20 protein-coding genes are annotated in these 20,809 nt (G+C 72.4%); 5 read left to right on the plus strand and 15 right to left on the minus strand.

Going from position 1 to position 20,809, the window contains the following annotated elements; translation table 11 throughout:
- Positions 1–83 precede the first annotated feature (83 nt).
- A complete protein-coding gene (locus ABZW11_RS39300; RefSeq protein WP_355429180.1) occupies positions 84–3,188 on the plus strand; it encodes a S8 family serine peptidase in 3,105 nt (1,034 codons plus the stop codon).
- 73 nt (positions 3,189–3,261) lie between these two features.
- Here ABZW11_RS39300 and ABZW11_RS39305 read toward each other — a convergent pair whose 3' ends face one another.
- The 10 genes from ABZW11_RS39305 to ABZW11_RS39350 form a co-directional block, all read right to left on the minus strand.
- On the minus strand, positions 3,262–4,197 hold the full coding sequence (locus ABZW11_RS39305) for a hypothetical protein (protein ID WP_355429183.1): 936 nt from the start codon (positions 4,195–4,197) through the stop codon (positions 3,262–3,264).
- A gap of 379 nt (positions 4,198–4,576) precedes the next feature.
- Positions 4,577–5,314 carry a carbon-nitrogen hydrolase family protein gene (locus ABZW11_RS39310; RefSeq protein ID WP_355429186.1) on the minus strand — a complete coding sequence of 246 codons (738 nt, stop codon included), beginning with the start codon at positions 5,312–5,314 and terminating at the stop codon, positions 4,577–4,579.
- 4 nt (positions 5,315–5,318) lie between these two features.
- The gene (locus tag ABZW11_RS39315; protein WP_355429189.1) at positions 5,319–5,747 is read right to left on the minus strand and encodes a helix-turn-helix domain-containing protein; all 429 of its coding nucleotides are present in this window, start codon (positions 5,745–5,747) and stop codon (positions 5,319–5,321) included.
- 36 nt (positions 5,748–5,783) lie between these two features.
- A complete protein-coding gene (locus tag ABZW11_RS39320) occupies positions 5,784–7,376 on the minus strand; it encodes an ABC transporter ATP-binding protein (RefSeq protein ID WP_355429192.1) in 1,593 nt (530 codons plus the stop codon).
- Positions 7,373–8,419, minus strand: a complete 1,047-nt coding sequence (locus tag ABZW11_RS39325; protein ID WP_355429195.1) for a serine hydrolase domain-containing protein — start codon at positions 8,417–8,419, stop codon at positions 7,373–7,375. The genes ABZW11_RS39320 and ABZW11_RS39325 overlap by 4 nt, the downstream gene beginning before the upstream one ends.
- Complete coding sequence (locus tag ABZW11_RS39330) at positions 8,416–9,591, minus strand: anhydro-N-acetylmuramic acid kinase (protein WP_355429198.1); 1,176 nt, start codon at positions 9,589–9,591, stop codon at positions 8,416–8,418. Before ABZW11_RS39330 ends, ABZW11_RS39325 begins: the two co-directional genes overlap by 4 nt.
- Positions 9,588–10,487: an N-acetylmuramic acid 6-phosphate etherase gene (murQ, locus tag ABZW11_RS39335; RefSeq protein WP_355429201.1), complete on the minus strand. Its 900-nt coding sequence runs from the start codon at positions 10,485–10,487 to the stop codon at positions 9,588–9,590. The genes ABZW11_RS39330 and murQ overlap by 4 nt, the downstream gene beginning before the upstream one ends.
- An 8-nt stretch (positions 10,488–10,495) precedes the next feature.
- Positions 10,496–11,320 (minus strand): ABC transporter permease, encoded by an 825-nt coding sequence (locus ABZW11_RS39340; RefSeq protein WP_355429204.1) that lies wholly within the window; start codon positions 11,318–11,320, stop codon positions 10,496–10,498.
- Positions 11,317–12,294 carry an ABC transporter permease gene (locus tag ABZW11_RS39345; RefSeq protein ID WP_355429207.1) on the minus strand — a complete coding sequence of 326 codons (978 nt, stop codon included), beginning with the start codon at positions 12,292–12,294 and terminating at the stop codon, positions 11,317–11,319. Before ABZW11_RS39345 ends, ABZW11_RS39340 begins: the two co-directional genes overlap by 4 nt.
- Positions 12,295–12,314: 20 nt before the next feature.
- Positions 12,315–13,865, minus strand: a complete 1,551-nt coding sequence (locus ABZW11_RS39350) for an ABC transporter substrate-binding protein (protein WP_355429210.1) — start codon at positions 13,863–13,865, stop codon at positions 12,315–12,317.
- An 82-nt stretch (positions 13,866–13,947) separates the two neighbouring features.
- Between ABZW11_RS39350 and ABZW11_RS39355 the strand changes: the two genes are divergently transcribed.
- A complete protein-coding gene (locus ABZW11_RS39355; protein WP_355429213.1) occupies positions 13,948–14,832 on the plus strand; it encodes a MurR/RpiR family transcriptional regulator in 885 nt (294 codons plus the stop codon).
- Here ABZW11_RS39355 and ABZW11_RS39360 read toward each other — a convergent pair.
- On the minus strand, positions 14,819–14,977 hold the full coding sequence (locus ABZW11_RS39360; protein ID WP_355429216.1) for a hypothetical protein: 159 nt from the start codon (positions 14,975–14,977) through the stop codon (positions 14,819–14,821). The genes ABZW11_RS39355 and ABZW11_RS39360 overlap by 14 nt on opposite strands.
- A gap of 87 nt (positions 14,978–15,064) precedes the next feature.
- Here ABZW11_RS39360 and ABZW11_RS39365 point away from each other — a divergent pair, with 87 nt between their 5' ends.
- From ABZW11_RS39365 to ABZW11_RS39375, 3 genes are all read left to right on the plus strand, one after another.
- Positions 15,065–15,964, plus strand: coding sequence for a sulfotransferase (locus ABZW11_RS39365; protein ID WP_355429219.1), 900 nt, complete (start codon positions 15,065–15,067; stop codon positions 15,962–15,964).
- A 65-nt stretch (positions 15,965–16,029) separates the two neighbouring features.
- On the plus strand, positions 16,030–17,661 hold the full coding sequence (locus ABZW11_RS39370) for an arylsulfatase (protein WP_355429222.1): 1,632 nt from the start codon (positions 16,030–16,032) through the stop codon (positions 17,659–17,661).
- A 106-nt stretch (positions 17,662–17,767) separates the two neighbouring features.
- Entirely contained in the window at positions 17,768–18,286 is a 519-nt protein-coding gene (locus tag ABZW11_RS39375; protein ID WP_355429225.1) for a peptidoglycan recognition family protein, read from the plus strand.
- A 2-nt stretch (positions 18,287–18,288) separates the two neighbouring features.
- Here the strand turns inward: ABZW11_RS39375 and ABZW11_RS39380 are convergent, their stop codons facing one another.
- From ABZW11_RS39380 to ABZW11_RS39395, 4 genes are read right to left on the minus strand one after another with little or no spacing between them, the layout of a single operon-like run.
- Complete coding sequence (locus tag ABZW11_RS39380) at positions 18,289–18,825, minus strand: NUDIX hydrolase family protein (protein ID WP_355429228.1); 537 nt, start codon at positions 18,823–18,825, stop codon at positions 18,289–18,291.
- Positions 18,826–18,849: 24 nt separating this feature from the next.
- Positions 18,850–18,990, minus strand: a complete 141-nt coding sequence (locus tag ABZW11_RS39385; RefSeq protein WP_355429231.1) for a hypothetical protein — start codon at positions 18,988–18,990, stop codon at positions 18,850–18,852.
- The gene (gene nrfD, locus ABZW11_RS39390) at positions 18,987–19,988 is read right to left on the minus strand and encodes an NrfD/PsrC family molybdoenzyme membrane anchor subunit (RefSeq protein ID WP_355429234.1); all 1,002 of its coding nucleotides are present in this window, start codon (positions 19,986–19,988) and stop codon (positions 18,987–18,989) included. The genes ABZW11_RS39385 and nrfD overlap by 4 nt, the downstream gene beginning before the upstream one ends.
- Positions 19,988–20,806 carry a 4Fe-4S dicluster domain-containing protein gene (locus ABZW11_RS39395; protein ID WP_355429237.1) on the minus strand — a complete coding sequence of 273 codons (819 nt, stop codon included), beginning with the start codon at positions 20,804–20,806 and terminating at the stop codon, positions 19,988–19,990. Before ABZW11_RS39395 ends, nrfD begins: the two co-directional genes overlap by 1 nt.
- Positions 20,807–20,809 lie beyond the last annotated feature (3 nt).

Raw genomic sequence — 20,809 nt, forward strand, 5'->3', positions numbered from 1 at the left:
ACTCCTCTTGAGATGTGCTGGGGTGTCTCCATTGTCGGACCTTTATCCCGGCCCTGCGACCCGACATATACGGTTACAGGATCATGCGTCTGTCCCCCGCCGCGTGGGCCGCCGGGCACGACGGCGCCGGCACCACCGTGGCCGTGCTCGACACCGGCGTCGACGCCACCCACCCCGACCTCACCGGCAAGGTGACCGGACAGCGCGACTTCACCGGCGAGAACGCCACCGGCGACCCCCACGGCCACGGCACCCACGTCGCGGACACGATCGCGGGCGCGGGCGTGGACGGCGGCAAGGGCGTCGCGCCGGGCGCGCGGCTGCTCAACGGCCGCGTCCTGGCCGCCGACGGCTACGGCCAGCTGTCCTGGATCATCGACGGCATGGAGTGGGCGGCCGGCGAGCAGCACGCCCAGATCGTCAACATGAGCCTCGGCAGCCCCGAGGCGGGGGGCCCGCTCACCGAGGCGCTGTCCACGCTCACGCAGGAGCACGGCACCCTGTTCGTGGTCGCGGCCGGCAACGACGGCTGCGAGTCCTGCGTCGGCTCGCCCGGCGACGCCCCCGAGGCGCTGACCGTCGGCGCCGTGGACAAGCAGGACAAGCTGGCCCCCTTCTCCAGCCGCGGCCCGATCATCGCCACCCAGGCGGTCAAGCCCGAGGTGACCGCGCCCGGCGTGGACATCATCGCCGCCAAGACCGGCGGCGGGCAGATCTCCATGTCCGGCACCTCGATGGCCACCCCGCACGTCGCGGGCGCGGCGGCGCTGCTGCGCCAGGCCCGTCCCGGTCTCACCGGCGGCGAGCTGAAGGCGCTGCTCACGGCCACCGCCAAGCCGGGCCAGGACATCCCCGTGGACGCCCAGGGCCTGGGCCGCATCGACGTGGCCGCCGCGCTGCAGAGCACGGTCGTCGCCTCGACCGGCACGCTCGACTTCGGCAGGAACGACGAGGGCGCGGCCAAGACGCTCACGATCGGCTACCGCAACCTCGGCGACCAGCCCGCCGGCCTCGACCTGAGCGCCGGTGACGCGTTCACCGTCGAACCCGCCAGGCTCACCGTCCCCGCGGGCGGCACCGCGGAGGCCAGGGTCACGCTCAAGGCCGACCGGCCCGGCGTGCTGCGCCAGGAGCTCGTCGCGGGCGGCGCCCGCACGCTGCTGACCGGCAGCGTCGAGGAGGAGAAGGTCGAGCTGCGGGTACGCGGCATCGCCAGGGACGGCAGGACAGGCCGCGGCGGCTTCACGGTGCTCAACCTGGACGAGGGCACCCTCGTCGGCCGCGTGCTGCCCGGCGACCCCGCCCAGCCCTGCACCGACGCCAAGTACGGCTCGGGCACCTGCCTGCTGGTCAAGCCCGGCACCTACTCCGTGCTCGGCCACATCTTCACCATGCCCGCCACGCAGGACAGCACCGCCGGCGGCGACCCGCTCAACGAGAGCCTGGTCGGCGACCCCGAGATGAAGATCACCAAGGACACCGAGGTCGTCCTGGACGCACGCAAGGCCATCGAGGTCAAGGTCGAGACCCCCGACCACGAGACCAAGCGCAACACCGGCGCCGCCGCCGCGATCAAGTGGTACCGGGCCGGCGAGCAGGGCACCGCGCTGCGCGGCGGCACCACGATCGCGCCCGGCGGCCAGATCGAGGAACGCCTGTTCATCCAGCCCACCAGGAAGGTCACCAAGGGCACGTTCGTCGTCGCCACCCGCTGGCGGCTCACCGCTCCCGAGATCACCTTCTCCACCCTCGGGCTGAAGCTCGACCCCCAGTACGTCGACCCCGTCCAGTTCAGCGACCACTCCACCGAGTACCCCCGGCTCGACGGCACCCGCCTGCTCCTCGCCGTGGACGCCGGGCGCGGCACCCCCGCCGAGATCAAAGCCCGCGACCTGCGCGGCAAGCTCGCCGTCATCCGCCGCACCGACGGCGTGCCGGTCTCCACGCAGGCCAACGCCGCCGCCACGGCCGGCGCCGCGATGGTCGCCGTCTACAGCGACCAGCCCGGCCCCGACGCCACCACCGGCGGCAACGGCGTCAAGCTGGCCGTCCCGACCGTGCGGCTCACCCACGAGGAGGGGCTGAAGCTCGTCCAGCGGGCGCGCCACCTGCCCGTGCTGATCGTCGCCAAGGGCATCGTGGCCAGCCCGTACGTGTACGACCTGTACCTGCGCGAGAAGGGGCGGGTGCCGGACGACCTCACGTACAAGGTGAGGTCGAAGTCGCTGGCCAGGATCGAGACCGGCTACCACAGCCAGCTCTCCGACGACGTGACCGTCAACGAGGCGCGCTTCGTCTTCGAGCCCTGGGACACCTCGTCCATCTCGACGAACCACCCCATGGCGAAGACGCCGCGCACCCGTACCGAGTACGTCACGCCGGACCCTGAGGTGGTGTGGACCTCGTCGGCGATCACGCCGGAGCGGGCGTACAACAACCTGTGGCCGCACCCCGACACGCCGCGGATCTCGCTGTCGTCGCCGGAGTTCCGGGCGTACAAGTCGGGGGAGCGGGTCAGCCGCACCGCGTTCAAGCAGCCGCTGCTGCCCGGCTTCAACCCGCGCAAACCGACGCGCAGGGAGGGCGACAAGCTGTACCTGTCGCCGCAGGGCTTCGTGGACGCCCAGGGCAACTTCGGCGACGCGTACACCAGCGACTTCGAGCACGGGCTGAAGACCGACTTCCGGCTCTACCAGGGCGACGAGCTGCTGTGGCAGACCAACTACCTGCCCTCGGGGTCGGGCACGCTGCCCGCCGGGAAGGAGACGTACCGGATCACGTACGACGTCGCCAACGAAGCCGAGTGGGCGAAGCTGGCCGTCCGGACGCGCGGCGAGTGGACGTTCGGCTCCGAGCACGCCGCCGAGCCGACCGTGGTGCCGCTGCTGCTGGCCTCCTTCGACGCACCGGTCGACCTGAAGAACCGGGCCGGGGCCCGCAAGCTCGGGCTCACCCTGCGCCACCAGGAGGGCGCCGAGCGGAGCGCGATCAAGGACGTGTCGCTGGAGGTGTCGTACGACGACGGCGCCACCTGGAAGAGCGCCCGGCTGCGCGCCAAGGGCGAGGGCCGCTACGAGACGTCGCTCACCCAGTCGCGGTCCGGGTTCGTCTCGCTGCGGCTGCGGGCCTCCGACGTCAAGGGCAACGCGGTGGCGCAGGAGGTGATCCGCGCCTACGCCCTGCGCTGATCCGCGGAAAGGGGAGCGCCTGACGGGCGCTCCCGGTCGAAGGGGGAGCGCCGCACCGGCGCTCCCCCTTTCGTCATCGCCGGCTCTTCCCGATGACCTCCTCCGTCGTCAGCGGCGACTTCGGGTGCCACGTCAGGCACATCGGGACGCGCGTCTTGGTGAACGCGCTCTCCTCGGACGCCACGGAGAACTGGCCCGCGCCGAGCCGGGAGATGTCCGGCACGTCGCCGCCCTTCTGCTTGGCCATCTCCTTGGCCGCCGTGATCTGGATCGGGGCGTTCAGCAGGCCGAAGAACTGCGTGGCCGCGTTGCCCGGGATGTGGTTGTGCAGGCCCTTCGGCGCCTGGGTGGCGAAGACCAGGCCGAGGCCGTACTTGCGGGCCTGCGAGGCCAGCAGCACCGTGCTGCGGGTGGAGGCCGCGGTGCCCGTCGCCGGGGCGAACGTCTGCGCCTCGTCCGTCACCGGCAGCGCGCCCAGCGGCCGGTCCTGCGCCGGGTGCCGCTTGAACCAGACGAACAGCTCCATCTGCAGCTGGCTCACGAAGCTCTGCCGCTGCTCCGGCGACGGCAGGCCGACCAGCGGCTGGAAGGCCAGCGGGCGGCCGCCCGCGCGGCCCGGCGTCCACACCACCACGTCGGTGTTCTCCAGGTACTCCCGCGCCCGCTCCCGGTCACCCGCCTCCCACCCCGGCGGCTCCTCCGGCCAGGGGTCGCCCAGCCTGGCCAGGTCGTTGTTCGGGTCGATCACGATGGCGGACACGCCGCGCAGCGCACATTCCTCGACCAGCCGCACGTCGCGGGCACGGTCGGCGGCGAACTTGGCGGCCTGCCGGTGGTCGTCGCCGTCGATCTCCACGACGCACCGCTCCCGCTCCCACACCAGGTCGAGCCGGATCGGCACGGCCAGCGGATGCGGCTGGTACCAGCCCGGCCGCCCGCACCTCGGGCCGTAACCTGCTGGGCCCGCCCGCCAGCGCCCGCTCGGCCAGTTCGGCCAGGAACGGTCCATAATGCTCGCTGGCGGCGGCCCTGCGCAGCGCCAGGGCGCGGACGGCGGGCAGGTGCGCGCCGCCCGGCCCCTCTATGCCCTCGGCGCCCGGTAACCAGGCGGGGAACAGCGCGACGGCCGCCGCGTCCAGCTCGCCGAGGACGGCGGCGACCAGCCCGGAGACGGAGGTCACCGGGCCTGGCCGGTAGGTGAGGATGGCGGGGGCGTCCGGCGGCAGCGGGTCGATGCTCACGGCGATCGCCTCGGCGTCGGCGTCGAGCCGGACCACCCGGCCGACCGGCAGCTCTGACCACGACCGCACAGGACACCACTCCATCGAGCATTCAGGGGGCAGCAGCGACCGTATCGGGCCGCCGGCCCGGCTGTCAGCCCCTGAGCGTCAGCGGAAGCCGCGGGCCGCGCGGTCGGAGCGGAAGGCGTCCAGGCGGGCGAAGTCCAGCTCGTGGACCGAGACGGGCGCGTCGGGCGGGCCGGTGAAGAACCCCTCGTGCGTCTCCGGGCAGGGGTTGGCCAGGCCGGTGACGCCCGCGCAGGGATGCCCGTGGTACGTGGTCTCGTGGTGCCAGTCGCTGACCGCCACGTACGTCATGAACTCGTACGCCCGTGCCACGCTCATGTGCTGCCACAGCTCCCTGGCGGGGGCGGGGCCGTCCCAGCGGGTGACGGAGAAGGCGGGCACCAGCACGGCGTCGAGGCCGTCGCGCCCGGCCAGGCCGGCGGAGTACCACAGGTCGGCGCAGAGCAGCACGTGCAGCCGGCGGCCGGCCAGCTCGAAGCCGGCGCTCGGGCGGCCCGGCCGGATGCCGGAGCGCAGCTCCAGCCCGTACGGGTGCACCTTGTCGTACTCCAGCAGCAGCGTGCCGCCCGCGTCGAAGACCGCGCCCCGGTTGACCGGGCCGTCGTAGTGCGAGCCGCCGACGACCGCCATGCCGGAGCCGGTGGCGAGGTCGCGGACCCTGGCCAGGTAGTCGGCGCGGGGCAGGCTGGAGCCGGCGAGCTCGGGCAGCAGCAGCACGTCGGCGGGGGAGCCGGAGGAGCCGATCAGGGTCTCGGCGGCGTCGAAGTTGGCGTGACCGTCGGGGGACCAGTGCGGGGGCTGGACTAAGAGGATCTTCACGTGACTACTGTGGCTCGTGCACGCGCAGCGCGGCCATCTCCTCGGCCCGCACCGGCTTGTCGCAGCTCGCGCAGACCGTGACGGGCTCCAGCACCTTGCCGCAGCTGTGGGTCCAGACGGTGGGCGGCGGGCCGTCGGTGACGTAGCGGTCGCCCCACGACATCAGCGTCAGCAGCACCTCGTGCAGCGCCCGGCCCGACTCGGTGAGCACGTACTCGTGGCGCGGCGGGCGCGACTCGTACGGCCGGCGTTCGAGCAGGCCGGCCTCCTCCAGCTTGCGCAGCCTGGCGGTCAGGATGTCGCGGCTGGCGCCGGTGTTGCGGGCGATCTGGTCGAAGCGGCGCACGCCGAGGAAGATCTCCCGCAGCGCCAGCAGGCTCCACCGCTCGCCGACGATCTCGAGCGCGTTGGCGATCGAGCATTGTCTGGGCATGACCACCCCTCCCACGTGTAAGTCTGAAATTCCAACTTACCTGCCGCCAGGGATCGCGGCGAGCAACTCCTGCGTGTAGCCGTCGGACGGGCGGTCGAAGATCTCGCCGGCCGTGCCGCTCTCCACGACGCGCCCGCCGCGCATGACGTGCACCCGGTGCGAGATCATCCGCACCACGGCCAGGTCGTGGCTGATGAACAGGTAGCTGAGCCCCAGCTCCCGCTGCAGCTCGGCGAGCAGCTCCAGGATCTGCGCCTGCACCAGCACGTCCAGCGCCGAGACGGCCTCGTCCAGCACGACCAGCTCGGGCGACAGGGCCAGGGCGCGGGCGATGGCCACCCGCTGGCGCTGGCCGCCGGACAGCTCGTGCGGCAGCCGCCCGGCCATGGAGGCGGGCAGCGACACCTTCTCCAGCAGCTCGGCGGCCGTCTTCTTCCGGTCGGCCGGGGTGCCGACGCGGTGCACGCGCAGCGGCTCGGTGATCGACTTCTCGACCGTGTAGCGGGGGTCGAGCGAGGCGTACGGGTTCTGGAAGACCGGCTGCACCCGCCTGCGGAAGGCGAACAGCTCACGCCGCCCGAGCCCGGCGAGGTCCGTGCCGTCGAAGCGGATGCTCCCGGCCGTGGGCTCGTCCAGGCCGAGCAGCAGGTTCGCGGTCGTGGACTTGCCGGAGCCCGACTCGCCGACGATCGAGACCGTCTGCCCGCGCGGGATCGTGAACGACACCTCGTCCACGGCGGTGAAGTCGGGGTCGCCGTCCCTGCCGGGGAACACCTTGCGCAGCCCGTCCACCACGACCAGGTCGGGCGCGTCGCGGGGCGGCTCCTGCACCCGTACGGACGACAGGCTCGGCACGGCGCCGAGCAGCCGCCGGGTGTACTCGTGCCCGGGATCGCCCAGGATGCCCGCGGCGGGCCCGGTCTCCACGATCTCGCCGTGGTACATCACGGCCACCACGTCGGCCCGCTCCGCGGCGAGCGCCAGGTCGTGCGTGATGAGGAAGACGGCGGTGCCCATCTCGGCGGTGAGCTGTTCGAGCTGGTCGAGGATGCGCCGCTGCACGGTCACGTCGAGCGCGGAGGTCGGCTCGTCGGCGATGAGCAGCTTGGGCCGGCAGGCCAGCCCCATGGCGATCAGCGCCCGCTGCCGCATGCCGCCGGAGAACTCGTGCGGGTACTGCCTGGCCCGCCGCCGCGCGTCCTGGATGCCCACCATGTCCAGCAGCTCGACCACCCGCTCGCGGGCCGCCTTGCCGGTGGCCACGCCGTGCACCTCCAGGGCCTCGGCGATCTGGTCGCCGATGCGCATGAGCGGGTTCAGGTTCGACATCGGGTCCTGCGGGACCAGCCCGATGCCGGCGCCGCGGATCGCGGTCATCTCCCGCGCCGACGCCTTGACCAGGTCGCGGCCGTCGAACACGACGCGCCCGCTCGTGATGCGGCCGTTGTCGGGCAGCAACCGGTTGACCGCCGCCGCCGTGGTGGACTTGCCCGAGCCCGACTCGCCCACGACGGCGACGGTCTGGCCGGGCAGGACGCTCATGGAGACGTTCTTGACGACGGTGACGTCCTGCTTGCGGGCGCGGAAGGCGACGGAGAGGTCGTCGATCTCCAGAAGCGGGGTCGTCATGCGGTCCTCGATCGCTGTTCGACGGCCTGCAGCAGGCCGGCCCAGAGGGCGTCCGTGGGGGTGGGGGTGCCCTCGACGAGCAGGCGGTTGCTCGCCAGGGCCAGCACGATGTCGCGGCCGGGCACGAACCCGACCGCGCAGCCGACGTAGCCGGGGTGCCCGAGCACGGTGACGGTCTCGCCGGGCAGGTCGAGCGCGTACCTGCGGAAGCCCAGCGCCTGCTCGGGGTCGGGGCCGGGGGAGAGGAACTCGCGCACGACCTCGGGCCGCCACAGGTGGTCGTGCTCCTCGTACCTGGCCAGGGCGGCGCCGTACTTCAGCAGGTCGGGCACCGTCGAGAACAGGCCCGCGTGGCCCGCCACGCCGCCGAAGGCGTGGTGGGCGTTGCCGTCGGCCACCTCGCCCAGCACCGGCCCGGTACGCCAGCCGGCGAAGTCGCCGCTGCGATACGGCACCGGGTACGGCCGGCCGGTGTCCAGCATGGTCATCTCGACCCGGTCGTCCAGCGCGCTCATGGCGACCTCGGAGCCGGCCGGGCGGGCGTACGTGGTGGAGGTCAGGCCGAGCGGCCTGGTGACCAGCTCGGCCAGCGCCCGGTCCAGGCGCAGCCCCGTGACGGCGGTGACGATCCGGCCGAGCAGGATGAAGCCCAGGTCGGAGTAGTGGCGGGCGCGGCCGGGACGGTAGCGCGGCGGCGGCAGCCGGTGCTGGACGTAAAGCGGCCACCACTCCCACAGGCCGCCCCGGTGCAGCAGCAGGTCGCGCACCGTCATGGCCTCGTACGAGTGCGGCAGGTACGCGCTGAGCGGCGCGTCCAGGTCCACCAGCCGATCGGAGACGAGCCGCATGAGCATCGTCGTCGTCGCCATGACCTTGGTCACCGAGGCCAGGTCGTGGTAGGTCTCCAGGGTCATCCTGGCCACCCCCTCAAGCCCGGCGTCGGTGGCGCGCACCGTGCGGTGACCGGTGACCTCGGCGAGCTCGAACCACGGCGTACGAGCCGCCATGATCAGGCCCGGTGGCGGCTGCGCGGTGACGGTCATCGGGTGAGCACCAGCGAGCGCGGTGCCGCCGCGAGCGGCGCGGGCAGCACCAGCGGGCCCGCGCCCGGGGTGAGCGTGCCGAGGACGCGGGCGGCGCTCGCGCCCGTGCCGCCGGGGACGGTGCCCGGCAGGCCGTGCGCGGTCAGCCAGCCGATCAGCGCGAACGCGATGGCCTCCTTGTCGTCGGCGGGGGCGCCGTACTCGTCGGACGGCGCCACCCGGACGCCGGGCAGCGCGGCGCGCAGCCCGTCCATGATCACCGGGTTGCGGGCGCCGCCGCCGGAGACGACCAGCGCGCCCACGCCCGCCGCGCGCACGTCCTGGGCGACGGTCCGCACGGTCAGCTCGGTCAGCGTGGCCACCAGGTCGGCGTCGCCGACCGGGGCGGCGGTCCGCGCCAGCGCCTGCTCGACGTAGCCGGGGTGGAACAGCTCCTTGCCGGTGCTCTTGGGCGGGCCGAGCCGGTAGTACGGCTCGTCGAGCAGCACCGCCAGCAGGCCCTCGTGCACCTGGCCGGAGGCGGCGATGCGGCCGTCCTCGTCGAAGCCGCCCGGGTGCAGGCCCCTGCCGGTCACCACGGCGTCGATCAGGGCGTTGGCGGGGCCGATGTCGTAGGCGTACAGGTCGCCGCCGCGTACCACGGTCATGTTGGAGATGCCGCCGAGGTTGAGCGCCGCCGCGCCGCCCTCGTGCGCGCCGAGCAGCAGGCCGTCCAGCACCGACACCAGCGGCGCGCCGTGCCCGCCGGCGGTGATGTCCCTGATGCGCACGTCCGACAGCACGGGCGCGCCGGTGCGCTCGGCGATCCAGGCGGGCTGGCCGATCTGCAGGGTGCCGCGCGCGTGCGCGCCCTCCACCCAGTGGTAGACGGTCTGCCCGTGCGAGACGATCAGGTCCACGGGCCCGCCCGCGGTGACGGCCGCCGCGGCGGCGTCGGCGAAGCGCTGCCCGATGAGCGTGTCCAGCTCGCACACCTCGGCCAGCGTGGTCGGCGCCGGCGGCAGCGCCGCGATCAGCCGCGCCCGCAGCTCCTCCGGGTACGGCGTGCTCGCGGTGTACCCGACCCTGCCTTCGAGCACGCCCCCGGTGAGCTCGAACTCCGCTGCGAAATCCACGATGGCGGCGTCGATCCCGTCGTGCGAGGTGCCGGAGATCATCCCGAGAACCCTCATGCCGTCTCCCCCAGAGCGATCCGCAGCCGTCCGCCGGCCGCGGCCAGCCGGGCCGCGGCGTCCTGCGGTGACAGGTCGAAGCGCGAGGCCACGACCGCCTGTTTGACGTTGAACCCGTTGGCGTCCAGCGCGGCCAGCGCCTCGTCGCGGCCGGCCCCGGTGATCGTCGCGACCATGCGCATGGCCCGCTCGCGCAGCTTGCCGTTGCTGGCCTTCACATCGACCATGAGGTTGCCGTACGTCTTGCCGAGCCGCACCATCACGATCGTCGAGAACATGTTGAGCACGAGCTTCTGCGCGGTGCCCGCCTTGAGCCGGGTGGAGCCGCTGATCACCTCGGGCCCGACGAGCACCTCGATGCCGTGCTCGGCCGCCGCGCTCAGCGGGGTGCCGGCGTTGCACGACAGCCCCACGGTCAGCGCGCCCAGCTCGCGGGCCCGCCGCACGGCGGCCAGCACGTACGGCGTCCGCCCGCTGGAGGCGATGCCCACCACGGTGTCCAGCGGCCCGATGGCCGCGGACTCGACGGCGGCGGCGCCGGCCGCCTCGTCGTCCTCGGCGCCCTCGCACGGCGAGACGATCGCGCTCTCACCGCCCGCGATGATCGCGAACACCTGGCCGGGCGGCGTGGAGAAGGTCGGCGGGCACTCGGAGGCGTCCAGCACGCCCAGCCTGCCGGGAGTGCCCGCGCCCACGTAGACCAGCCGCCCGCCGGTCTCCATGCGGGCCGCGGCGGCCTCGATGGCGGCGGTGATGCTGGGCAGCGCCGTCTGCACCGCGGCGGGCACGCTCGCGTCGGCCGCGTTCATGGTCGCCGCCAGCTCGCCCACGCTCATGGTGTCGATGCCGGCGAAGCGCGGGTCGGCCGACTCGGTCGTCAGTTCGGAGAGATTCACCGCTTTCCTCAGGTTCCTCGGTGTCCGCGGTTTCTGGGGTCGAGAGTGTCGCGCAGGCCGTCGCCGAGCAGGTTCAGCCCGACGACGAGCAGCACGACGACCGCGCCGGGCGCGATCAGCGTCCACGGGGCGATGAACACCAGGCTGCGCGCCTCGAAGATCATCGAACCGAGTGACGGTGCGGGGGGAGGGGTGCCGAGGCCCAGGAAGCTCAGCGACGCCTCGGTCAGCACCGCCCACGACAGCGAGAGCGCGACCTGGACGACGATGATCGAGGTGATGTTCGGCAGCACGTGGCGCAGCATGATCTGCCAGCGGCTCTGGCCGGTCGAGACGGCCGCCCTGACGTACTCGATCTCCCTGAGCGAGAGCACGGGCCCCCTGGTGACCCTGATGAAGATCGGCACGTAGACGATGGCGATGGCCACGGCGATGGTGAACCAGTTGCGGTTCAGCACCGAGGCCAGCGACAGCGCGAGCAGCAGCGGCGGGAACGCGAACAGCACGTTCGTCACCCCGCCGATCGCGCCGTCGGCGAAGCCCCGGTAGAAGCCCGACACCAGCCCGCCCAGCGTGCCCACCACGGTCGCGAACGCCACCGCGACCACCGCGATCAGCGCCGAGTTGCCCACGCCCGCGGCCACCCGGGAGAACACGTCGCGCCCGAACTGGTCGGTGCCGAAGAGATGCTCGCCCGACGGCCCCAGGAAGCGCGACGGCGGATGCTGCGCGATCGGGTCGTAGGGCAGCATCCCCAGGTACGACAGCACGGCCACGACCGCCAGCACCGCCAGGATCACGATGCCCGCGAGGGCGGCGGGACTGCGCCTCATGACGCCCTCACCCGCGGGTCGATCACCCGGTAGAGCAGGTCGGTCAGCAGGTTGACCAGCACGAACGCCAGCGCGATCACCAGCACGGTGCTCTGCACGACCGCGTACTCCTTCTGCTGGATGCCGAGCAGCACCTGCCGCCCGATGCCCGGCACGGAGAAGATCTGCTCCACCACGACCGCGCCGCCCAGCAGGTAGCCGAACTGCAGCCCGGTCATGGTCACGATCGGCACGAGCGCGTTGCCCAGCACGTGCCTGATCTGCAGCCGCCGCTCGGGCACGCCCTTGGCGCGGGCGGTGCGCACGAAGTCGTCCGAGCGCACCTCCAGCACCGCCGTACGCGTGGTGCGCAGGATCGGCGCCGCGATGCCGAAGCCCAGCACGAGCGCCGGCAGGAACATCTGCTGCAGGTTGAGCAGCGGGTTCTCGAAGAGGGTGGCGAAGCCCTGCCCGTTGGGGTTGAACCCGAACGACGCGGCGAAGACCGACAGCAGCGTGGTGGCCAGCAGGAACGCCGGGATGGACAGGCCCGCCAGGCTCACCACCTGGCCGGCGGCGTCGCGCACCGAGCTCGTCCGCGAGTTGGCCCGTGATGCCGCCAGCATGCCCAGCGGCACTCCGATCAGCAGCGCCAGCACGATCGAGAACACGGCCAGCTCGAACGTGACCGGCAGCGCGTTCATGGTCAGCTCCAGCACGCTCTGCTGGGAGCGGGCCGAGTAGCCGAAGTTGCCGGTGAACATGTTGCCGAGCCACGAGAAGAACTGCGTGACCAGCGGCTGGTCCAGGCCGTAGTACTGCTCAAGGGCCTGCCGCTGGGCCGGGGTGAGCGCGGCGGCCTCCGTGCCCAGCCCGGCCGTGATCTGGTCGCCGGGCAGCGCCCGCAGCATCACGAAGACGACCACGGCCACCCCGAACAGGATCCCGATCGTCTCCGCGACGCGGCGCAGCGCCCGGTTGCGTACGAACCTCATCCGGTGCCTCATCCGGTGCCTCAGCCGACGGACGTCGTCCGCAGGTACTGCAGGGAGCCGCTGGCCATCGGCACGAAGCCCTGCACGTTCTGGGTGGTCGCGGTGTAGGTGTAGCCGGCGAACAGCCAGATCCAGGCGGCGTTGTCCTCCAGCTCGGCGGCCACCTTGTCGTAGATCGCCTTGCGGGCGGCCTGGTCGTCGGTGGCCTTGCCCTCCGCGAACAGCTTGTCCAGCGCGGGCGAGCTGTAGCCGGCGACCTTGTTGAGGTTGCCGTCGCTGGTGAAGTAGCGGCCGTAGGAGCCGTCGGGGTCGGGCCTGCCGCCGTTCAGCGCCACGGCCGCGTCGAAGTCGGCGGCGACCCAGCGGTCCACGAACGCGCCGGACTCCAGCACCTCCAGGTCCAGGTTGATCTTGGCCTCGGCGAGCTGGGCCTTGAGGTTCTGGGCCTCGTTGACGGAGGTGGCGTACTCGCCCTGGGAGACGATCGTCTTGACCGTCACGCCGCCCGGCTTGCCGGCCTTGGCGAGGTAGTCGGCGGCCTTGGCCAGGTCGCGGGTGGGGCAGGGGCGCTTGTCCGGGTCGGACTTGAACGCGGGCGCGGTCATCGGCCCGGTCACCTCGCCCTCGCCGAGCGCGGCGGTGTCGAGCACCTGCTTGCGGTCGATCGCGCACTGCATGGCCAGGCGCACGTTGACGTCCTTGAGCTCGCCGCGCTGCGCGTTGAGCTGCAGGACGTGGTAGTTGAGCTGCGGCGTCTTGGCCACGCTGATCGTGCCGCCGCCCTCGGCGGTCTGCGCGACGAGCGGGTCGTTGAAGACCGCGAGCTGGACGTTGCCCGACTGCATGGCCGAGACGATGGACGACTCGTCGGGGATGACCCGGAACTCGACCGAGCCCACCTTCGCCTTCTCCGCGCCCCAGTACTTGTCGTTCCTGGTCAGCGTGAGCGACTGGCTGGGCACCCGCTTGCCGAGGGTGAACGGGCCGGTGCCGTTGGGCGTGGCGGTCAGCTTCTCCTCGGTGTCGTCGGAGGAGAGCATGGCCATGTTGACGGTGGCCAGGTTGGCCGGCAGCGCGGCGTCGGGGCCGCTCAGCTCCAGCACCACGGTGTTCTTGTCGGGCGCCTTCACCGACTTCACCGACGACAGGGAGGCGCGGGCGACCGCGGCCGTCTTCTCGTCCATGATCTTGTCGAGCGACGCCTTGACGTCCTCGGAGTCGAACGCGCTGCCGTCGGCGAACGTCACGCCCTGGCGCAGCTTGAACGTCAGCTCCTTGCCGTCCTTGCCGGTCTCCCAGGATTCGGCCAGGCCAGGGACCACGTTGAGGTCCTTGTCGAACTCGGTCAGCGTGCCGTAGAGGTTCTGCAGCACGTTGACGGCGGTGAACTGGGTGGCCTTCCAGGGGAAGAGCGTGTCAGGGTCGGAGGTGACGCCGACGACGAGGGAGCCGCCGCCCTGGGCGGTGGCGCCCGGGTCGGAGGCGGGGGCTCCGCCGGAGGACGAGCAGGCGGTCAATGCGACGGACAGCGCAGCGGCGACGCCGACCGCGGAGAAGGCGCCACGGGGCATGTGCTCTCCTTGGGGCAGTAGGTCATAAAATTACACAGACCCTACCACCTGGGTATTTATTTTCCTTCGACGGGGATGAGTGATGACGGGCGAGGACGCGGAGACCCTGCTGATCCGGATCCGCGCGGCCATGCCCGCGCTGCGTCCCTCCGAGCGGCGCATCGCCGAGGAGTTCACCGGAGAGCCCGCCGCCGCGGCCAACCTGTCGATCGCCGAGCTGGCCGCCCGCTGCCAAACCTCCACGACCTCCGTCGTCCGCTTCTACCGCCGCATGGGCTACAGCCACTACCGCGACTTCAGGATCGACCTCACCCGGGCCGTCGCCAGGGAGGAGCTGGCCACGGCCAGCCTGCCCGAGGTCTCCGGCGACATCGACAGGAACGACAGCCTGGCCGGCATCGTCTCCAAGGTCGCCATGAACGAGACGCTCTCCATCGCCGACACCGCGCGCTACCTCGACATGGACGCCCTCGGCCGGGCGGTCGAGCTGCTGCTCGGGGCCCGCAGGATCGACACCTTCGGCGTCGGCGCGAGCGCGCTCGTGGGGCTCGACCTGCAGCAGAAGCTGTCGCGCATCGGGCGTACCGCGATCAACTGGCACGACTCCCACTCCGCGTGGACCTCCGCCGCCACGCTCGGCCCCGGCTGCGTGGCGGTGGCCGTCTCCCACACCGGCGCCACCGTGGACACCGTCGAGTTCCTCGCCATCGCCCGCAAGCCGGGGGCCGCCACGATCGCGATCACCAACTTCGGCGACTCGCCGCTGGCCCGCGCGGCGGACGTGACGCTCACGACGGCCGCGCGGGAGACCAGGTTCCGCTCCGGCGCGCTGGGCAGCCGCATCGCCCAGCTCATGGTGGTGGACTGCCTGTTCACCGGGGTCGCGCAGGCCTCCTACGACGCGTCGATGGAGGCGCTGCGCAACACGTACGCGGTGGTGCACGACCGGCGCGTCACCCGCGAGTGAGCCACTCATGCCGGACGCTCTCGCAGTCCACGCCCACCCGGTCGCGCGCCCCGGGGCCGATCAGCGCGACGTCCTGGCCGTCGCCGCAGAACGACAGGTGGTCGCCGGTGGTGTCGCGCAGGTCGATCAGGTCCGCGCCGCGCACAGGTGCACGGATGAGCTGTCATCTCGGCGACACCTTCACAGCCCCGATTCACCTGCGGTTCACGGGAGGCCCCTACCTTGTGGGGCCATGAACTGGAGGTATCGGGCCAACGCCACGCTCGAAGGGCTGACGGGATACACGCTCACGCGCCGGCCGCGCAGGCAGCCGCAGAAACCGCCGCCCAAGACGCCGCCCAAGACGCCGCTGGAGCTGCAGCGCCTGCCGGGCGACCAGGTGCGGGCCCCGGCGGACCCGGCGCACGACCGGCTGCTGCGCGCGCCGGTCTTCCTGCTGTCGTCCGTACGCTCGGGCTCCACGCTGCTGCGCGTCATGCTGAACAGCCACTCCCAGGTGCACGCGCCCATCGAGACCCACTTCAGGCGGGTGAGCGTGGGCCTCGGCACCGACCCCGTACGCCAGGCCATGGAGCTGCTCGGCCACACCCACAGCGACATCGAGCACCTCGTCTGGGACCGGCTGCTCCACCGCGAGCTGACCCGCAGCGGCAAGCGGGTGCTGGCCGAGAAGACGCCGAGCAACGTCTTCGCCTGGCGGCGCATCGCCGCCTGCTGGCCGGACGCCCGCTTCGTCTTCCTGCTGCGCCACCCCATGTCGATCGTGCAGTCCTGGCACGAGGCCGACCCCGGCAAGCGGCCCATGGAGGAGGCGGTGCCGCGCACGCTCAGCTACATGACCTACCTCCAGGAGGCCCGCACCCACCTGGAGGGACTCACCCTGCGCTACGAGGACCTGGTCGCGGGCCCCGAGGCCGAGCTGCGCCGCCTGTGCGCGTTCCTCGGCCTGGAGTACGAGCCCGCCATGCTCGACTACGGCCGGCAGGACCACGGCGGCTTCGTCAAGGGCATCGGCGACTGGCGCGACAAGATCCGCGCGGGCACCGTCGTCGAGGGCCGCCCGCTGCCCGAGCCGGAGGAGATCCCCGAGGAGTTGCACGGCATCTGCCGGACATGGGGATACCTTTCGTGATGGTGTGACAGAGTTCGCCGGTCATTCGCCCACCATTCGCCATGGCCTCCGATATGTTGCCCCTCGTGATCAACGGGCCTTCGCGCCGTGCCTTACTCGCCGGTACCTTCGCCGGCCTCGCCCTGCCCGCGGCCGCCTCCGCGGGCGCACCGGCGAGCGCCGAATCGTCCATCAGCCGCGGCACCCTGCCCGAGCGGCCGAACATCCTGCTCATCCTGGCCGACGACCTGGGATGGGGAGAGATCGGCAGCAACGGGCAGCGCTCCATCCGCACCCCCAACCTCGACCGGCTCGCCGCCGAGGGGGTCAAGTTCGCGACCGCGTACTCGGGGGCGCCGCTGTGCGCGCCGTCCCGCTGCGCCCTGCTCACCGGCCTGCACGCCGGGCACGGCACCGTACGCGAGAACCCGGAGGGCGGGCCGCAGCACGCGCTGACCGACGCCGACCTCACCTTCGCCGAGCTGCTGCGGCTGGCGGGCTACCGGACGGCGTGCATCGGCAAGTGGGGGTTCGGCCCCGAGGAGCCTGACCACGTCTCGCACCCGAACGCCCGCGGCTTCGACGAGTTCTACGGCTACATCGGCCACAAGCACGCCCACCAGTACTTTCCCCAGTACCTGTGGCACAACGGCAAGAAGGTGCAGCTCGGCGGCAAGTCGTACGCGCCGCACCTGTTCCGTGAGCGCGCCGTCGAGTTCATCAACGACGACAGCGACAAGCCGTTCCTGCTGTACTTCGCCACCAACCTCCCGCACGCGCCCAGTGTCATCCCCGGCGACGCCGGCCCCTACGAGAGCCGCCCGTGGAGCGGTCCGAACCGGCGGCACGCCGCCCAGGTGGCCCGCCTCGACACCGACGTGGCCGCACTCATCAGGGCGCTGCGCGACGCGGGCGTGGCAGAGCGCACGCTGGTGCTGTTCACCAGCGACAACGGCCCGCACCACGAGAAGGGCGTGACGCCCGAGCTGTTCGACTCCAACGGCCCCTTCCGCGGCGACAAGCGCGACGTGTACGAGGGCGGCATCCGCGTCCCCATGATCGCCTGGTCGCCCGGCCTGCGGCACCGCGTGGTCAGGCAGCCGGTCGCGTTCTGGGACGTGCTGCCCACCCTCGCCGACCTGGCCGAGGTGCCGGTGCCCGCCCGCATCGACGGCCTGTCCTTCCGCGGCCTGTTCACCGGCGGCAGCGCGCCCAAGCACGACCACCTGGTGTGGAACCGCCCGCGCAAGGCCCAGGCCATCCGCAGGGGCCGGTGGAAGGCGGTCAGGTTCAGCCCGCACATCGCGGGGGCGGGCCCGCAGGGCAGGATCGAGCTGTACGACCTCGGCACCGACCCGTACGAGCGCCGCGACCTGGCCGAGGCCCGCCCCGAGCTGGCCGAGCAGCTGCTGGCCAGGCTCGACCGGTCGATCGGCCCCGACCCGCGCCTGCCGTACGGGCTGCGCACGGAGGTGACGGGGGACCAGGTCGTGGTGACCCTGCACAACGGCTCCGCCGAGCCCTGGAGGGACGTGCGGCTCAGCCTCGACGGCGAGCGGGGCGCGCGGGCGCGCAAGGTGGCCTCGGTGGCCCCCGGCATGGCGATCTCGGTGGGCTTCCCCGTGCCGTCCGGCCGGATCACCGCGCGCGCCGACTTCAGGGCCGCCGGCAGGAAGCAGGTCTTCCGGCACGCCCACAGGGCGCTCACGCCCGGCTGACCACCCTCACCTGGACGGCAGCCCACTCTAGTCACGAAGAGTGATGGCACAACTACAGAAAGTTGACATTCTGGTGACCAGGACATTCCTGCGAAGAGAGGCCCGCATGAACCTGGTCACCAGAGCCGAATGGAACGCCAAGAAGCCGAGCAGCCCCTACACCCGCCTGCGCTCCACCAAAGGCGTGAAGATCCACTACACCGGCGGCGAGGTGCCCGCCGACCTCGCCGACGCCGGCAACCATGACCGCTGCGCCGACCTCGTCCGCGACATCCAGCGCATGCACATGGCGGGCGGGCGCGGCGAACGCTACATCGACCTCGGTTACAACATGGTCTGCTGCCCCCACCGGCAGGTCTTCGTCGGGCGCGGCCCGCACCACCTGCCGGCCGCCAACGGCGCCGGCCTCAACTCTGACCACTACGCGGTGCTCGCGCTGCTCGGCAGCTCGGGCCTGACCGAGCCCAACGACGACCTGCTGCACGCCCTGGTCGACGCCATCGAATACCTGCGCGAGCACGGCGACGCCGGCCGCGAGGTCAAGGGACACCGCGACGGTTACGACACCTCCTGCCCCGGCGACCCGCTCTACCGCTGGGTCGAAGCCGGGGCGGAGCGTCCCTGACCTCAGACCAGCCGGCCCACGTGGGCCAGCGCCTGCTTGAGCAGCACGCCCTGACCGTTGGCCATCTCCTGCTGCACCACCGGCGAGGCCGCCTCCTCCGGCGTGAACCACACCAGGTCGAGCGCGTCCTGACGGGGCCGGCAGTCACCGGCCACCGGCACGATGTAGGCCAGCGAGACGGCGTGCTGGCGCGGGTCGTGGTAGGGGGTGACGCCGGGCGTCGGGAAGTATTCGGCCACCGTGAACGGCTGCGGCGAGGCCGGGATGCGGGGAAGGGCCACGGGGCCGAGGTCCTTCTCCAGGTGACGCATGAGGGCGTCGCGGATCCGCTCGTGGTGCAGCACCCGGCCGGAGACCAGTGCCCGGCTGACCGTGCCGTCCGACGAGATGCGCAGCAGCAGCCCGACGTGGGTCACCACGCCGGTGTCATCGACGCGCACCGGCACGGCGTCGATGTAGAGGATCGGCATCCGGCCCCGCACCGACTCCAGGTCCTCGGGTGCGAGCCAGGCGGGCGTCGTTTCGGTCTTTTCGGTCATCTGCTGATCGTAAGGCCAGCGGGCTCAGCGCCGTACCCTGGCCTTGCCCCATGGGACGCCCCACGGGACGCCCTCCGGCTGCGTACGGCCCGCCAGCCACGACGCCGTGCAGACGACGAACACGATGCCGAGGAACGGCAGATATTCCGCGACTTTCCGCTTCATGTGAGATCACGCTCCGCTCTCGCCTTGGCCAGCCGCCTGCGCTGCGGCTGGACGGTGTAGCGGGGGTCGCGGGCCGACTCCATCCCCGCCTGGAAGATCCCGAACCGGGTGCACGCCGACCCCGCCAGCAGCGCCGCGCCCGCCGCCATCGCGGCGACCCTGCTGCGCCGGCCCACGGTGGCCCCCGCGACCGCCCCCGCCACCGACAGCGCCTCGCCCAGCCGCAGCAGCCTGCTGCGCTTGAGCGGCTCGGCCAGCGGCCCCAGCCTGCGCTCCATGCGCAGCGCGGCCACGCACTCCACCGCCGCGCCCAGCACCGCCGCCCGCCGTGCCGGCCCCGCCTCGTCCAGCGGCGCGGCGAACATGCCGAGCCCGCCCGCCGAGGCCGTCGCCGACCCGGCGAACAGGAACGGCATCTCCCGGTAGCCCTCGTGCCAGGCCGGCACCGCCGTGTCGCTGATCAGCGCCGCCGTGTACGTCGCCACCGCCGGCCCCACCAGCCCCGCCCCCACGGTCGCCGCCCGGCCCACGCCCGGCGCCACCCCCGTGAGGCTCGCCGCCGCCGCGAGCCCGGCCTGCGGCCCGTACGCGCTCAGGAGCCACGTGCCGACGCTCATCGGCGAGGTCACCTTGAACACCCGCAGCATGTTGACGAACCGCTCGGGCCTGCCCAGGTCGTGGATGAGCGTGTACAGCGAGCCGCCCAGAGCGCACACCGCCCCCACCTTGCCCGCTCTGGCCAGGCGCGGCCTGCCGGTCAGCTCGGCGGCGGCGGCCAGCGTGGACGACGCGCCCGCCAGGCCGCCGAGGAACAGGTAGCCGGCGATGTCCGGCGCCTGCCAGGTCGGCTCGTTCAGCACCGGCCGCCCGTAGTAGGAGTCGAACTCCGCCTTCGGCACCAGCAGCCGCTCGCGCCTGCGGCCCGCCGAGCCCGGCGTCGCCTCGCGCTCGCCGCGCAGCTCCGCCGAGCCGTCCATCCGCACGTCGGTCTGGCTCATCAGCGCCGCCCTCCCCATGTCACCGCCGCGAGGCCGGCGACCAGGCCAAGCGCCGCCACGGCCGCGTGCCGCCACATCGACGGCAGGTCCCTGGTCGTCACCACCGGGTCCGGCGGCAGGCCGTACACCTCGGGCTCGTCCAGCAGCAGGAAGAACGCGCCCGTGCCGCCCACGCCGTCGTCCGGGTCGTGGCCGTACAGACGGGCCGACGTCGTGCCCGCCTCCCGCAGCTGCGCGAGCCGCCGATCGGCGCGCTCGCGCAGCTCGTCGAGGTCGCCGAACTGGATCGAGTCGGTCGGGCACGTCTTCGCGCAGGCCGGCTCCTCACCGGCGCCCAGCCGGTCGTAGCACATCGTGCACTTGGCCGCCGTGCCGCTCGTCTCGCGCTTGCCGATCACCCCGAACGGGCACGCCGGCACGCAGTAGCCGCAGCCGTTGCAGACGTCCTCCTGCACCACCACGGTGCCGAACTCGGTGCGGAACAACGACCCCGTCGGGCACACGTCGAGGCAGGCCGCGTGCGTGCAGTGCTTGCACACGTCGGAGGACATCAGCCAGCGGAAGTCCATGTCGCCGACGCCGGGCTCCTGGTGGCCGAGCGGCCTGCGCTGCTCCACGAACGCCACGTGCCGCCAGGTGTCGGCGCTCAGCCCCACCGTGTTGTCGTAGGACATGCCGGTGAACTCCATGCCGTCGTCCGGCACGCCGTTCCACTCCTTGCAGGCCACCTCGCACGCCTTGCAGCCGATGCAGATGCTGGTGTCGGTGAAGAAGCCGACCCTGCGCCCGTCGAGCTGCTCCCTCAGGTCGAAGGACACGGC

The organism is Nonomuraea sp. NPDC004580, from assembly GCF_040609855.1.
GTDB classification, from domain to species: Bacteria; Actinomycetota; Actinomycetes; order Streptosporangiales; family Streptosporangiaceae; genus Nonomuraea; species Nonomuraea salmonea.